This window comes from Streptomyces sp. NPDC029151 (genome assembly GCF_055564315.1).
The window spans coordinates 1,101,996-1,116,996 of the sequence record NZ_JBVHWQ010000001.1 but is presented as its reverse complement, the minus strand read 5'-3'; the positions used below and the strand labels follow the sequence as shown (position 1 = coordinate 1,116,996).

Here is a 15,001-nt window from a genome sequence, read left to right as displayed (position 1 = left end):
GTGCGCCCTCACAACTCCGGCGCGGGCGGCTGTACTTCCCCGGTGCGGAAGGCCAGCCGCCCGTCCGCCACGTCCACCGTCACCCGGCTGCCCGCGGTGATCGTGCCGTTCAGCAGCAGCCGGGACAGCTGGTTGTCCACCTCCCGCTGGATGGTGCGGCGCAGCGGCCGGGCGCCGTACTCCGGCTCGTACCCGCGCTCGGCCAGCCAGTCGACGGCCGCGCTCGTGAACTCCACCGACACGTCCTGCCCCTCGAGCAGCCGCCGGGTGCTCTCCAGCAGCAGCTCGGTGATCCGCCGCAGTTGCTCGCCCGTCAGCTGCCGGAAGACCACGATCTCGTCGATCCGGTTGAGGAACTCCGGCCGGAAGTGCTCGCGCAGCGGCCGCAGGATCTGCTCGCGCCGCGCCTCCTCGTCGGCGTCCGCGCCCCCGGGCCCGAACCCGATCCCGGCACCGCGCCGGGTGATCGCCTCGGAGCCCAGGTTGCTGGTCATCACGATGACCGTGTTGGTGAAGTCCACCGTGCGGCCCTGGGAGTCGGTCAGCCGGCCGTCGTCCAGCACCTGGAGGAGGATGTTGAAGACGTCCGGGTGCGCCTTCTCCACCTCGTCCAGCAGGAGAAGCGAGTACGGGTGCCGGCGCACCACCTCGGTGAGCTGGCCCGCCTCCTCGTGGCCCACGTACCCGGGCGGCGCGCCGACCAGCCGGGAGACGGTGTGCCGCTCCTGGTACTCGCTCATGTCGAGCCGGACCATGCGGTCCTCGCTGCCGAACAGCGCCTCCGCCAGTGCCCGGGCCAGCTCGGTCTTGCCGACGCCGGTCGGGCCGAGGAAGAGGAAGCTGCCGATGGGCCGGCGGGGGCTGGCAAGCCCGGCGCGGGAGCGCAGCACGGCCTCGGACACCACGGCGACGGCCTCCTCCTGGCCGACCACCCGCTGGTGCAGGTGGTCCTCCAGGCCGAGCAGCCGCTCCTTCTCCTCCTGGGTCAGCCGGCTGACCGGGATACCGGTCTGCCGTGACACCACCTCGGCGATGGCCTCCGCCGTCACCGCCAGGTCCTGGCCCTCGTCGGCCCGGTCGCCGCCGGACGCCTCGGCGATCCGCTGCTTCAGCTCGGCGACCCGGTCCCGCAGCTGCTTGGCCTGCTCGTAGTCCTCGTCGGCGACCGCCTGGTCCTTGTCCCGGACCAGTTGCTCCGTCTCGCGCTCCATCGCGCGCACGTCCGTGCCCTTCGTCCTCGCGCCGAGCCGGACCCGGGCGCCCGCCTGGTCGATCAGGTCGATCGCCTTGTCCGGCAGCCGCCGGTCGGTGAGGTACCGGTCCGACAGCTCGACGGCGGCGACCAGCGCCTCGTCGGTGTAGCGGACCTGGTGGTGGGCCTCGTACCGGTCGCGCAGGCCGCGCAGGATCTCGATCGTGTCCGCGGCCGTCGGCTCGGGCACCAGGACCGGCTGGAATCGGCGGGCCAGCGCCGCGTCCTTCTCGATCCGGCGGAACTCCTCCAGCGTGGTCGCGCCGACGATGTGCAGCTCCCCCCGGGCGAGGGCGGGCTTGAGGATGTTCCCGGCGTCCATCGCGCCGCCCTCGCCGCCGGAGCCGGCGCCGACGACGGTGTGCAGTTCGTCGATGAACACGATCAGCCGGTCGGAGTGGGCGCGGATCTCCTCCACGATGTTGTTCAGGCGTTCCTCGAAGTCACCGCGGTAGCGGGTGCCGGCCACCACCCCGGTGAGGTCCAGGGCCACGACCCGGCGGCCGGCGAGGACGTCCGGGACGTCCCCGTCCGCGATCCGCTGGGCCAGGCCCTCCACGATGGCCGTCTTGCCGACGCCCGCGTCACCGATCAGCACCGGGTTGTTCTTGCCGCGCCGCGACAGCACCTCGATGGTCTGCTCGATCTCCGTGTCCCGGCCGATCACCGGGTCGATCCCGCCCTGCCGGGCCAGATCGGTCAGATCGCGGCCGTACTTGTCCAGCGTCGGCGTGCCGGTGGGCCGCTGCCGCTGCCGCTCCGGGCGGGTCTGCGTGCTCTCCGGGGCCTCGGGCGGCAGGCCGCCCGCCGAGAACCGGGCCGCGTGCAGGATGTGCCCCGCCGCCGAGTCGGGGTTCGCCGCCAGCGCGCTCAGCACGTGCTCCGGGCCGATGTACCCGGCGCCGCTCGCCCGCGCCATGTCGTGCGCGTCCAGCAGCGCCCGCTTGACCGCCGGGGTCAGCGACAGCGAGGTCGGCGGCGGTGCCTCGCCCGGCGGGTGCTGCACCGGGCCCGCCCGGTCGTCGATCTCGTGGGCGAGCGAGTCCGGGTCCGCGCCCGCCCGGCTGAGCAGGCTCCGGGTGGGCTCGGTCGACACGGCCGCGCGCAGCAGGTGCTGGGTGTCCAGGTCCCGGCTGCCGTGCTCGGCGGCGTACAGGGCCGCTCCTCTGACCAGCTCCCGGGCCGGCTGGCTGAGCAGGCGGCCGATGTCGATGTGCCGTGGCGCTCCGCCGGTGGCTCCGCCGAAGAAGCGGGCCAGGAATTCGCCGAACGGGTCAGGAGGGTAGCCGTTGGTCATGGCGTGGGTTCCTTCGCTGACGACATGCGGAGCGGCCGGGTAACCCGCGGGTGGGTTGCTCATGCCCACGATGACACGATCCGTGGGGGTGGGCATGTTCGCCCACGGGGCACCGGAGCCGGGGATCAGCGGTTGCGGCCGACACGGTGCGGTGTCATCGAACGGGCCCCGTCACGGGCCCCGGCGCGGGTCCCGTCGCGGGCCCGGCGATCCTGCTCCGGTACCGGAGGAGATCCGGATGAGCAGCCAGCTCCGACCGCAGGTTCGGGTCCTCGTCGCCGGCGAGGATCAGCGCGGCCAGCGGGCAGGTCGCGGCGCCGTGCGAGCCGGCTCCGGTCGATGTCCGCTGCCGTGAGGCGAACGATGACCTCCGGCCGCGCGGAGGGGTTGTCCGCCAGGCCGCGCAGCAGCGCGGCCAGGTTCCGCCGGGGGATGACGCGACGTTCGAGGGGTGCGGGCAGCGGCCCATGGTGCCAGGCCGTCACCGGTTTCGGTGTCGGGCCCGACCGATGGCAACGGCCGTCACCGGGCTCCCCGGACAGACCGGCGGAACAGGAGGCGACGGGGTTCCTGGCGATCACACGAAGGCGCCGGCGGGCCGGGTCCTCCCGGGAGCCGGCGACGGTGGGACCCGCGCGCTCACCGTGCTCGGCGCGAGGCGCGCCTCCCGTGACCCGTCAGGGCGTGTCTCGGGCCGTCAGGATCCTCGGACCGGACTCCGTGATCGCCACGGTGTGCTCGACGTGGGCGGCGCGGGAGCCGTCGTCGGTCCGCAGGGTCCAGCCGTCCGCCGCCGCGTGGTAGCCGTCCGTGCCGCCCGCGATCAGCATGGGCTCGATGGCGAGGACCATGCCGGGGCGCAGGGGGAGGCCGCGGCCGGGGCGGCCCTCGTTCGGGACCTCCGGCTCCTCGTGCATGCGGCGGCCCACGCCATGGCCGCCGAAGCCCTGCGGGATGCCGTAGCCGGCCGTACGGCAGACCCGGCCGACGGCGTGGGCGATGTCGCCGATGCGGTTGCCGGGCACGGCCGCCTCGACGGCCGCGGCCAGCGCCCGCTCGGCGGTCTCGACCAGCCGGAGGTCCGCCGGGCGGGGGCGGCCCACCACGAAGCTGATCGCCGAGTCGCCGACCCAGCCGTCCAGTTCCGCACCGCAGTCCACGGAGAGCAGGTCGCCGTCGCGCAGCCGGTAGCCGGTCGGGATGCCGTGCACGATCGCGTCGTTCACGGAGGCGCAGATCACCGCGGGGAAGGGGGTCGGGGCGAAGGAGGGGCGGTAGCCGAGGAACGGTGAGGACGCGCCCGCCTCGCGCAGCACCTCCCGGGCGACCTCGTCCAGCTCCAGCAGGGTGACGCCGACGCGGGCGGCGTTCCGCACGGCGGTCAGGGCCCGGCCGACGACCCGGCCGGCCTCGTGCATCGCGTCGATCGACGTGGTGGTCTTCAGTTCCGTCATGCCAATTACTATACCGGTATTTAAATGGGGTCGACCTCGGTGCGGCCGCGGAGGCCGGTATTAGAATGGGCGCATGGTGCGCACCCCCCTCACCCCGGAAGAGCGCGAACGCGGCGAGCGGCTCGGGCTGCTGTTGCGTGAGGCGCGCGGCGCCCGGAGCATGGCCGAGGTCGCCGCCCGGGCCGGAGTCTCCGCGGAGACGCTCCGCAAGATCGAGACGGGGCGGGCGCCGACGCCGGCGTTCTTCACCGTGGCCGCGCTGGCGGGCGTCCTCGGTCTGTCGATGGACGAGCTGGTCGCCCGGTGCGCCCTGGTGCCCGTCTGAGGCAGCCGGGCGCGGCGCCGCGCCGCGCACCCGCCCGGTTCCCGTGCTGAGCGGTCCGCGCACTGCCCGAAAACTCTGCGTAGCAAGCCCGTAACACGACTGGTGTTGCCTACCGGTCGGAGTGCTGGCGGTCGGGCGGGAGCTGGGCGATGGCTGTGGATCGACTCCCCGAGGCGGTGCGGGAGTTCGCGCACCACCTGGACGCCCTCCTGGCGCGCCTCGACCCGCGCGGCGGCTGGAGCGCGGTGTTCTGGCAGCGGGATCCCGAGGGCATGCGCGCCTGCCTGGACGGGCGTGAGGTGCCGCCCTGGGACGTGGTGGAGGCGTTACTGGAGGACCTGGGGGTGGCGTACGGCACCGCCGCCGCGGCGGCCGAACGGGAACGGGTGCGCGCGCTGCACGCGGCCGCGCTCACCGTGTACGACGCCCGGCCCGGCGCCCGTGACGCGCTGGCCGACCGGCTCGACGTCATGCTCCGCGAACAGCGCTACGCCGCGGAACGCCGGGCCGGCCTGACGCGCCTCCTCTCCGCCCCGCTCTCCCCGGAGCAAGCCGAGTCCCTCCACCGCGACCTCGCCTGGGCCGAGGACGACCACCGCCGCGCCGCGGCCCGCTGCACCGAACTCCAGGCGCGCCTGCGGCGCCTGGACCGAGGGGCCGGGACCGGAGCGGCCGCCGGCAGCCCCCCGCGCACACGGGACCCCGTCTCCGTCGCGGGCCCGGCGCACCCCGCCGGTACCCCCGCCGGCCGTCCCGCTCCGGCTGGACCGGCTGGACCGGCTGAAGCGGCTGAAGCGGTCGCCGACGCCCCGCCCGTCGGCCCTGCTGCCTGGTCCGGCCCCGGCCCCGGCCGGCAGGCGACGGGTACCTCCGGCGGATCCCGGAAGCGCCGTCGGGGCAGTGCCCGGTTCGCCGGGGCCGGGGAGGGGGACGGGGAAGCCCCGGTCGTCGTGCCGCGGGCGGGCGGGGGCGGCGGGGCGGACGCCGGCGCGGGACGGCGTACCCCGCGGGGGGCCCGGTTCGCCGGGGTCGAGGAGGCGGGGGAGCCGGTGCGGGCGGAGCCGGTCGCCGTGGACCGAGGGGGCGCAGAGGCCGTCGCGCGCGCGGTCGCGCGGTTGGCGAGGCTGCGGGCCGAGGGGCGGAGCGGGGAGGCGCACGTGCTGCTGGCGGAGGCGGTCCGGTGGCCCGTGGGGCGGCTGCCCCTGTTCGCGGACGCCCTGCACCGGGCGGGGCTCGGCGCCGACTGGGCCACGCTGCTGTGGGAGGCCGCCGCACTGCCCCCCGAACAGCTGGTCGCCGCCGCCGACGCGCTCGCCGCGGCGGGCCGCGACGACGACGGGCGGCAGTTGCTGCGCCAGGGGGTGGTGCGGCCCGCGGAGCAGATCGGCGAGGCCGTGCTGCGGCTGGACGGCGAGGGGCGGGGCCGGGAGGCGCGGGCCCTGCTGGACGCCTGTGTGCGGGTCCGTACGCCGGAGGAGGCCGCCCGGTGTGCCGCCGCCGACCCCCGGCGCCTGGTCCCGCTGCTGCTCCAGGCCGCGCTCGGGGTCTCCGCCGAGCGGCACTGGGACCTCGTGCACGCGGTGCGCGTCGCCGGGTACGGCACGTGACGGGCGGGGGAGAGTAGTGTCCCGGTGTGGGTGGGTATGTCACGGCGAGGGGTCGGACCTGTCACCCGCAGGAGTGTGAAACGAGATCGACTCAGCGGGTTGGCGACGATGGTCTTGGCAAGACCCGCGCGGAGGCTTACTTTCGTCCCTCTACGGTCTGCTCTACGGGCGTAGAGGCTCTGACGTCGTGTCGAAGGAGCAGCTCATGGCCAACGTCGTCCGCGCCGCTCTGGTCCAGGCCACCTGGACCGGCGACACCGAGTCCATGGTGGCGAAACACGAGGAGCACGCCCGCGAGGCGGCCCGCCGGGGCGCCCGGATCATCGGGTTCCAGGAAGTCTTCAACGCCCCCTACTTCTGCCAGGTCCAGGAGCCGGAGCACTACCGCTGGGCCGAGCCGGTCCCCGACGGCCCGACCGTGCACCGGATGCGGGAGCTGGCCCGCGAGACCGGCATGGTGATCGTCGTACCGGTCTTCGAGGTCGAGCAGTCCGGCTTCTACTACAACACCGCCGCCGTCATCGACGCCGACGGAAGCTACCTCGGCAAGTACCGCAAGCACCACATCCCCCAGGTCAGAGGATTCTGGGAGAAGTACTACTTCAAGCCCGGCAACCTGGGCTGGCCCGTCTTCGACACCGCCGTCGGCAAGGTCGGCGTCTACATCTGCTACGACCGGCACTTCCCGGAGGGCTGGCGGCAACTCGGACTGAACGGCGCCCAGCTGGTCTACAACCCCTCCGCCACCCACCGGGGCCTGTCCGCCTACCTGTGGCGGCTGGAGCAGCCCGCGGCGGCCGTCGCCAACGAGTACTTCGTCGCCGCCATCAACCGCGTGGGGCAGGAGGAGTACGGCGACAACGACTTCTACGGGACCTCGTACTTCGTGGACCCGAGGGGGCGGTTCGTGGGGGACGTGGCCGACGACAAGAGCGAGGAACTCCTCGTCCGCGACCTGGACTTCGACCTCATCGAGGAGGTCCGGCAGCAGTGGGCGTTCTACCGTGACCGCCGCCCCGACGCCTACGAAGGGCTGGTACGGCCGTGACCGACCTCCACTCCCGCCACCGCAGGGTCATGCCCGACTGGCTCGCCCTCTACTACGACGACCCGATCGAGATCACCCACGGCGAGGGGCGGTACGTCTGGGACTCCGCCGGACGCCGCTACCTGGACTTCTTCGGCGGCATCCTCACCACGCTCACCGCGCACGCGCTGCCGGAGGTCACCAAGGCGGTCGGTGAGCAGGCCGGCCGGATCATCCACTCCTCGACCCTCTACCTCAACCGGCCGATGGTCGAACTCGCCGAACGCATCGCCCAGGTGAGCGGCGTCCCGGACCCGCGGGTGTTCTTCACGACCTCCGGCACCGAGGCCAACGACACCGCCCTGCTGCTTGCCACCACCTACCGGCGCAGCAACACCGTCCTCGCCATGCGCAACAGCTACCACGGCCGCTCCTTCAGCGCGGTCGGCATCACCGGCAACCGCGTCTGGTCCCCGACCTCCCTGTCCCCGCTGCAGACCCACTACGTCCACGGCGGCGTGCGCACCCGCGGACCCTTCGCCCACCTCGACGACCGCGCGTTCGTCGAGGCCTGCGTCGCCGACCTCAAGGACGTCCTCGGCCACATCCGCCCGCCGGCCGCGCTGATCGCCGAACCCGTCCAGGGCGTCGGGGGGTTCACCTCCCCGCCCGACGGTCTCTACGCCGCCTTCCACGACGTCCTGAGGGACCACGGCATCCTGTGGATCGCCGACGAGGTGCAGACCGGCTGGGGCCGCACCGGCGACCACTTCTGGGGCTGGCAGGCACACGCCCGCAGCGGCCCGCCCGACATCGTCACCTTCGCCAAGGGCATCGGCAACGGCATGTCCGTCGGCGGGGTCGTCGCCCGCGCCGAGATCATGAACTGCCTGGACGCCCAGAGCATCTCCACCTTCGGCGGTACCCAGGTCACCATGGCCGCCGGCCTCGCCAACCTCACCTACCTCCTGGAACACGACCTCCAGGGCAACGCCCGGCGCGTCGGCGGGCTGCTCATCGAGCGGCTGCGGGCGGTCGCCGCCCAGCTGCCCGGGGTGCGCGAGGTGCGCGGACGCGGGCTGATGATCGGCGTCGAACTGGTCCGGCCGGGCACGGACGAGGCCGATCCGCAGGCCGTCGCCGCCGTACTGGAGGCGGCACGGGAGGGCGGGCTGCTCCTCGGCAAGGGCGGCGGCCACAGCACCACCGCCCTGCGGATCACCCCGCCGCTGTCGCTGACCGTCGCCGAGGCCGAGGAGGGCGCGGCGATCCTGGAACACGCCCTGAGGAGCACGTACTAGAGAACAGCCGAGGGGCACGTACGAGAGCACAGCCGAGGAGCACGTACGAGAGAACAGGTGTACGGCCATGAGCATCACCCCGGAGTCCCGGCACGCCCCGGAACCCGCCCTGTCCGTGCGCCAGGTGCTCACCCTGGAGCGGGTGCTCGCCGGGGAACCGGAGGTGGTGGCGGGCCGGGACCAGCTGGACCGGCCGGTGCGCTGGGTGCACGTCGCCGAGGCCGCCGACGTCGGGGTGATGCTCAGCGGCGGCGAGATGGTCCTCACCACCGGTGTGCTGCTCGCCGGCGACGAGGCCCGGCAGGCCGAGTACATCCAGTCCCTGCACCGGGCGGAGGCGGCGGCCGTCGTCCTCGGTCTCGGCCGGGCCTTCCCCGCGCCGCCCGAGGTGATGCGCCGGGCCGCCGAGCGGTGCGGGCTTCCCCTGGTCGTCCTGCACCGGCCGTTCCCCTTCGCCGAACTGACCGAGGAGGTCCAGTCCCGGCTGGTCCGGCGGAAGTACGCCGCGATCAGCCTGTCGGAGACCGTGCGCACCGCGCTCACCGGACTGATCACGGCCGGCGCCCCGCTGCAACGGCTCCTCGACGAGATCGCCCGGCACAGCGGCTGCCCGGTCGTCGTCACCAACCTCGCCCACCGCGTCCTCGGCACGGCGGGCGAGCGCCCCGCGGTGGACGACGTGCTGCGCGACTGGGAGCGGATCGCCCGGCAGGCCGGCGGCACCGCGGGCGACGGCTGGGTCCGCGCCGAACTCGGCGGGCGCGGCGAGCGCTGGGGCCGGCTGCTGCTGTGCGGCTACCGGGGCGATCCGGCCAGCGGGCGGCTGCTCGCCGACCGGGCCGCCGAGGCCCTGGTACTGCACCGGATGCTCGGCGGCACCGCCGCGCACAGCTGGGAGGAGCAGTCCGCGCAGAGCCTGCTGACCGACCTCGTCTCCGGCGTCGTACCGGCCCGGCAGCTGCTGCCCCGGGCCCGCGCGGCCGGACTGCCGGTGAACCGGCGGACGTTCGTGCCGCTCGTGGTCCAGGGCCGCGGCCCGGACCAGCTGGACCGGGTGCTGCGCCTGCTGGGGCTGCCCGGCATCGCCGCCGAACTCGCCGACGGGACCGCCGCCGTGCTGCTCAGCCTCGCTCGCGACCAGGACGCAGGGGCGCTCACCACGCACTTCGCGACGCGGCTGCGGGCCGGGTCCGAGACCGTGGTCGCCGCCGCCGACCCCCGCACCGCCTGGGAGGACGTGCCGGCCGGACTGCGCGAGGCCCGGCACGTCGCCGACGCCGTCGCCGGCTCCACGGCCGCCCTCGACCTGCCGGCCGTCGTCCGGCTCAAGGACGTCCACCTGCGCGGCCTGATCCGGCTGCTGCGCGACGACCCCCAGGTGCAGTCCTTCGCCGAACGCGAGCTGGACGGGCTGCTGTGCGAGGCCGAACCGGAGCTGCTGAACGTCCTGCGCACCTATCTGGCCACGGGCCGCAACAAGTCCCGCACCGCCCAGCTCCACCACGTCTCGCGGCCCGCCCTCTACCGCCGCCTGGAGGCCATACAGACCCGCCTCGGCGTCGACCTGGACGACTTCGAACAGGCGGCCTCCGTGCACATCGCGCTCCTCGCGCACGACGCGCAACAGGGATGACACATGCGACGACCTGCGACAACGGCGGTGAAACATGGGCCCGGGCACGCGTGACACGGTGGCACGCCGACCACCCGCGAACGTGACACGCTGCCCGTCCAACCGGCCGTCCGGACTTCCTACGCTCAGCGCACACCGAGCTACCGGAGGTCCCGATGAGCCGAGTGATCCGTGCCGCCCTCTTCCAGACCGCCTGGACGGGCGACAAGGAGTCCATGATCCGGGTGCACGAGCAGGCGGCCCGCGACGCCGCCGCCCAGGGCGCCCAAGTCCTCTGCTTCCAGGAGCTGTTCTACGGCCCCTACTTCTGCCAGGTCCAGGACAAGGCGTTCTACGAGTACGCCGAGCGGATCCCGCAGGGCCCGACCGTGCAGCGCTTCCAGTCCCTCGCCCGCGAACTGGGCATCGTCCTGGTCCTGCCCATGTACGAGGAGGAGCAGCCGGGCGTCCTCTACAACACCGCCGCCGTGATCGACGCGGACGGCTCCTACCTCGGCAAGTACCGCAAGACCCACATCCCGCAGGTCCGGGGATTCTGGGAGAAGTTCTACTTCCGGCCCGGCAACAGCGGCTGGCCCGTCTTCGACACCGCCGCCGGCCGCATCGGCGTCTACATCTGCTACGACCGCCACTTCCCGGAGGGCTGGCGGGCGCTCGGCCTCGCCGGCGCCGAGATCGTCTTCAACCCCTCGGCCACCTCACGCGGCCTCTCCCGCTACCTGTGGCAGCTGGAACAGCCGGCGGCGGCCGTCGCCAACGAGTACTTCGTCGGCGCGATCAACCGGGTCGGCGTGGAGGACCTCGGCGACAACGACTTCTACGGCACCACGTACTTCGTGGACCCGGAGGCCCAGTTCGTCGGCGAGGTCGCCGGCGACAAGGAGACCGAACTCGTCGTCCGCGACCTGGACCTGGCCAGGCTCCGCGAGGTCCGCGACCGCTGGCAGTTCTACCGCGACCGGGCGCCGGGGGCCTACGGACCGCTGACCGCGCCCTGACGGCACCGTCGACCAAGGGAGCAGCATGAGCAGCCGTACCGTCATCCGCGGTGGACTCGTCATCACCGCGTCCGACGAGATCCACGCCGACGTCCTCATCGAGGACGGCCGCATCGCCGCCCTCGCCACGCCCGGTTCCCAGAGCTGGAGCGCGGACCGCACCATCGACGCCACCGGCAGGTACGTCATCCCGGGCGGCGTCGACGCCCACACCCACATGGAGCTGCCGTTCGGCGGCACGCACGCCTCCGACACCTTCGAGACCGGCACCCGGGCCGCCGCCTGGGGCGGTACGACGACCATCGTCGACTTCGCGGTGCAGAGCGTCGGCCAGACCCTGCGCGAGGGCCTGGACACCTGGCACGCCAAGGCCGAGGGCACCTGCGCCATCGACTACGCCTTCCACATGATCGTCTCCGATGTGAACGAGGAGACGCTCAAGGAGATGGATCTCCTGATCGAGGAGGGCGTGACCTCGTTCAAACAGTTCATGGCGTATCCCGGGGTCTTCTACAGCGACGACGGGCAGATCCTGCGCGCCATGCAGCGCGCCGCCGGGAACGGCGGGCTGATCATGATGCACGCCGAGAACGGCATCGCCATCGACGTGCTCGTGGAACAGGCACTGGCCCGGGGCGAGACCGACCCCCGCTACCACGGCGAGGTCCGCAAGGCCCTGCTGGAGGCCGAGGCCACCCACCGGGCCATCCGCCTCGCCCAGGTCGCCGGCGCCCCCCTGTACGTCGTGCACGTCTCCGCCATGGAGGCGGTCGCCGAGCTGACGCGGGCCCGCGACGAGGGACTGAACGTCTTCGGCGAGACCTGCCCGCAGTACCTCTTCCTGTCCACCGACAACCTCGCCGAACCCGGCTTCGAGGGCGCCAAGTACGTGTGCAGCACCCCGCTGCGCCCCCGCGACCACCAGGCCAGGCTGTGGCAGGGCCTGCGCACCAACGACCTCCAGGTGGTCTCCACCGACCACTGCCCCTTCTGCTTCACCGGCCAGAAGGAACTCGGCCGCGGGGACTTCTCGAAGATCCCCAACGGGCTGCCGGGCGTCGAGAACCGCATGGACCTGCTCCACCAGGCCGTCGTGGACGGACACATCTCGCGCCGCCGCTGGATCGAGATCGCCTGCGCCACCCCGGCCCGGATGTTCGGCCTGTACCCGAAGAAGGGCACCATCACCCCGGGCGCCGACGCGGACGTCGTCATCTACGACCCGCACGCCGAACAGGTGATGTCCGCCGCGACCCACCACATGAACGTCGACTACTCCGCCTACGAGGGCAAGCGGGTCACCGGCCGTGTCGAGACGGTGCTGTCGCGCGGTGAACCCGTCATCGACCGGCGGGAGTACACCGGACGCGCCGGACACGGCGTCTTCACCCCGCGCTCCACCTGTCAGTACCTGAACTAGGAGTGACGCCCCATGGACTTCGGACTCGTCCTCCAGACCGACCCGCCCGCCTCGCGCGTCGTCAGCCTGATGAAACGGGCCGAGCGCAACGGCTTCCGCTACGGCTGGACCTTCGACTCGGCCGTGCTGTGGCAGGAGCCGTTCGTGATCTACAGCCAGATCCTGGCGAACACGCAGAAACTGAAGGTCGGCCCGATGGTCACCAACCCGGGCACCCGCACCTGGGAGGTCACCGCCTCCACGTTCGCCACCCTCAACGACATGTTCGGCAACCGCACCGTCTGCGGCATCGGCCGCGGCGACTCCGCGATGCGCGTCGCGGGCCGCACACCCAACACCCTCGCCCGGATCAGCGAGGCCATGAAGGTCATCCGCGCCCTCGGCCGCGGCGAGGAGGCCGACCTCGGCGGCACGAAGATCCGCTTCCCGTGGATCAGGGAGGGTGCCGAACTCCCCGTCTGGATGGCCGCGTACGGGCCGAAGGCGCTGCGGATGACCGGCGAGGAGGCCGACGGGTTCATCCTCCAGCTCGCCGACCTGTACCTGACCGAGTACATGGTGAAGGCCGTCAAGGACGCCGCCGTGGCCGCCGGCCGTGACCCGTCCGAGGTGACGATCTGCGTCGCCGCCCCGGCCTACGTCACCGAGGACGACTCGCCCGAGGCCCTCGCGCACGCCCGCGACCAGTGCCGCTGGTTCGGCGGCATGGTCGGCAACCACGTCGCCGACCTGGTCGCCAGGTACGGCGAGCACTCCGGCCGGGTCCCCGGGGAACTCACCGACTACATCAGGGCCCGGCAGGGCTACGACTACGCCCACCACGGACGCAGCGGCAACCCGGACACCGCGTTCGTGCCCGACGAGATCGTGGACCGGTTCTGCGTCATCGGCCCGGTCCGGAAGCACATCGAGAAACTCACCGCGCTGCGCGCCCTCGGCGTCGACCAGTTCGCGGTGTACGACATGCACGACGCCCAGGAAGCCACCATCGACGCCTACGGCGCGCAGGTGATCCCGGCCGTCAACGCCTGACCCCGCTCCCCGCGCCCCCCACGCCCCCCACGCCCCCTCCCCGCCGTCCCGGGGAGGGGGCCGGTGCCCCCACGGCCATTCCCGACCCCTCTCCCCGATTGGCCAGCCCATGACCGACACCGCTCCCCCCGCCGTACCGATATCCGGCCAGGTCACCCTCCCCGACGGGCGCGTGGAACTCGCCCCCGGCACACCCCCGCCCGGCGGCCCCTACGCCAACGAGGACCTCCTCCCGGTCCCCGCCGCGGGGCGCACCTGGACCACGTACAACTTCTCCGCCCTGTGGGTCGGCATGGCCCACAACACCGCCTCCTGGACCCTGGCGTCCGGGCTGATCGCGGTGGGCATGGACTGGAAGCAGGCGGTGTTCACCATCGCCCTCGCCAACCTGGTCGTCCTGGTGCCGATGCTGCTGACCGGGCACGCGGGCCCCAAGTACGGCATCCCCTTCCCGGTCTTCGCCCGGGCCTCCTTCGGTGTGCGCGGTGCCAACCTGCCCGCCGTGGTGCGGGCGTTGGTGGCGTGCGGCTGGTTCGGCATCCAGACCTGGATCGGCGGCGAGGCGATCTACTTCCTCGCCGGGAAACTGATCGGCGAGGGCTGGCGGAACGCCTCGCACATCGGCGGACACGCCTGGACCATGTGGCTGTCCTTCGCGCTCTTCTGGGCGATCCAGGTCGCGATCATCCACCGCGGCATGGAGACCGTCCGCCGCTTCGAGAACTGGGCCGCGCCCTTCGTCCTCGTCGGCGCGTTCGTCATGCTGGGGTGGATGAGCAGCAAGGCCGGCGGATTCGGCCCGCTCTTCGACCAGCCGTCGAAGCTGGGCTGGGGCGGCCACTTCTGGAAGCTGTTCTGGCCCTCCCTCATGGGCATGATCGGCTTCTGGTCCACGCTGTCGCTGAACATCCCCGACTTCACCCGTTACGGCAGGAGCCAGCGGGCGCAGACCTGGGGCCAGGCCCTCGGCCTGCCGACCACGATGACCCTCTTCGCGTTCCTCTCCGTGCTGGTCACCTCCGGCTCGCAGGCCGTGTACGGCGAACCGGTCTGGGACCCGGTGCAGTTGGCGGCGAAGACGGACAACCCGGCCGGGCTGCTCTACGCGCTCGTGACCGTCCTGGTGGCCACGCTGTCCGTGAACATCGCGGCGAACCTCGTCTCCCCGGCCTTCGACTTCTCCAACGTCGCCCCCCGGAAGGTCGGTTTCCGCACCGGCGCCCTGATCACCGCGGTCCTCGCGGTGCTGATCCTCCCGTGGAAGCTGTACTCCGACCCGCAGGGCTACATCTTCACCTGGCTGGGCCTGGTCGGCGGGCTCCTCGGCACGGTCGCGGGCATCCTCGTCGCCGACTACTGGCTGCTGCGCCGCACCCGGCTGGACCTCGCCGACCTCTACCGGGAGGGCGGACGGTACTGGTACGCGGGCGGCTGGAACTGGCGGGCGGTCGTCGCCTTCCTGGCGGGCGGAGTCCTCGCGGTCGGCGGCGCGAGCTTCCGGCCCCTGATCGACGGACGCCCCGTCCCCGCGCTGGCCCCCCTCGCCGACTACGGCTGGGCGGTGGGCCTCGCCACCTCACTGGTGCTGTACCTGACCCTGACCCGGCTCGCCCCACCGAGGCCGGCCGCGCCCTGACCGCGCGGCCGTCTCACGA

The 15,001-nt window shown here is 73.0% G+C and carries 11 protein-coding genes; 9 read left to right on the top strand and 2 right to left on the bottom strand.

The window, feature by feature from the left end:
- Nucleotides 1-8 precede the first annotated feature (8 nt).
- Entirely contained in the window at nucleotides 9-2,549 is a 2,541-nt protein-coding gene (locus tag ACZ4VF_RS04385; RefSeq protein ID WP_467923771.1) for an ATP-dependent Clp protease ATP-binding subunit, read from the bottom strand.
- Nucleotides 2,550-3,226: 677 nt separating this feature from the next.
- Nucleotides 3,227-4,003 (bottom strand): type I methionyl aminopeptidase, encoded by a 777-nt coding sequence (gene map, locus ACZ4VF_RS04380; RefSeq protein ID WP_467923109.1) that lies wholly within the window; start codon nucleotides 4,001-4,003, stop codon nucleotides 3,227-3,229.
- 73 nt (nucleotides 4,004-4,076) lie between these two features.
- Between map and ACZ4VF_RS04375 the strand changes: the two genes are divergently transcribed.
- The 9 genes from ACZ4VF_RS04375 (at nucleotide 4,077) to ACZ4VF_RS04335 (ending at nucleotide 14,982) form a co-directional block, all read left to right on the top strand.
- Nucleotides 4,077-4,328, top strand: coding sequence for a helix-turn-helix domain-containing protein (locus tag ACZ4VF_RS04375; RefSeq protein WP_467923108.1), 252 nt, complete (start codon nucleotides 4,077-4,079; stop codon nucleotides 4,326-4,328).
- A 149-nt stretch (nucleotides 4,329-4,477) separates the two neighbouring features.
- Nucleotides 4,478-5,935: a hypothetical protein gene (locus ACZ4VF_RS04370; protein ID WP_467923107.1), complete on the top strand. Its 1,458-nt coding sequence runs from the start codon at nucleotides 4,478-4,480 to the stop codon at nucleotides 5,933-5,935.
- A gap of 205 nt (nucleotides 5,936-6,140) precedes the next feature.
- Nucleotides 6,141-6,983, top strand: a complete 843-nt coding sequence (locus ACZ4VF_RS04365; RefSeq protein ID WP_467923106.1) for a nitrilase-related carbon-nitrogen hydrolase — start codon at nucleotides 6,141-6,143, stop codon at nucleotides 6,981-6,983.
- Between the two features lie 29 nt (nucleotides 6,984-7,012).
- Entirely contained in the window at nucleotides 7,013-8,263 is a 1,251-nt protein-coding gene (locus ACZ4VF_RS04360) for an aspartate aminotransferase family protein (protein ID WP_467923770.1), read from the top strand.
- Nucleotides 8,264-8,330: 67 nt separating this feature from the next.
- On the top strand, nucleotides 8,331-9,896 hold the full coding sequence (locus ACZ4VF_RS04355; protein ID WP_467923105.1) for a PucR family transcriptional regulator: 1,566 nt from the start codon (nucleotides 8,331-8,333) through the stop codon (nucleotides 9,894-9,896).
- Nucleotides 9,897-10,051: 155 nt separating this feature from the next.
- On the top strand, nucleotides 10,052-10,894 hold the full coding sequence (locus ACZ4VF_RS04350) for a nitrilase-related carbon-nitrogen hydrolase (RefSeq protein WP_467923104.1): 843 nt from the start codon (nucleotides 10,052-10,054) through the stop codon (nucleotides 10,892-10,894).
- Nucleotides 10,895-10,919: 25 nt separating this feature from the next.
- A complete protein-coding gene (gene hydA / locus ACZ4VF_RS04345; protein ID WP_467923103.1) occupies nucleotides 10,920-12,314 on the top strand; it encodes a dihydropyrimidinase in 1,395 nt (464 codons plus the stop codon).
- Nucleotides 12,315-12,326: 12 nt separating this feature from the next.
- On the top strand, nucleotides 12,327-13,346 hold the full coding sequence (locus ACZ4VF_RS04340; protein WP_467923102.1) for a TIGR03842 family LLM class F420-dependent oxidoreductase: 1,020 nt from the start codon (nucleotides 12,327-12,329) through the stop codon (nucleotides 13,344-13,346).
- 109 nt (nucleotides 13,347-13,455) lie between these two features.
- Nucleotides 13,456-14,982, top strand: coding sequence for an NCS1 family nucleobase:cation symporter-1 (locus ACZ4VF_RS04335; protein WP_467923101.1), 1,527 nt, complete (start codon nucleotides 13,456-13,458; stop codon nucleotides 14,980-14,982).
- The last annotated feature ends 19 nt before the right edge of the window (nucleotides 14,983-15,001 follow it).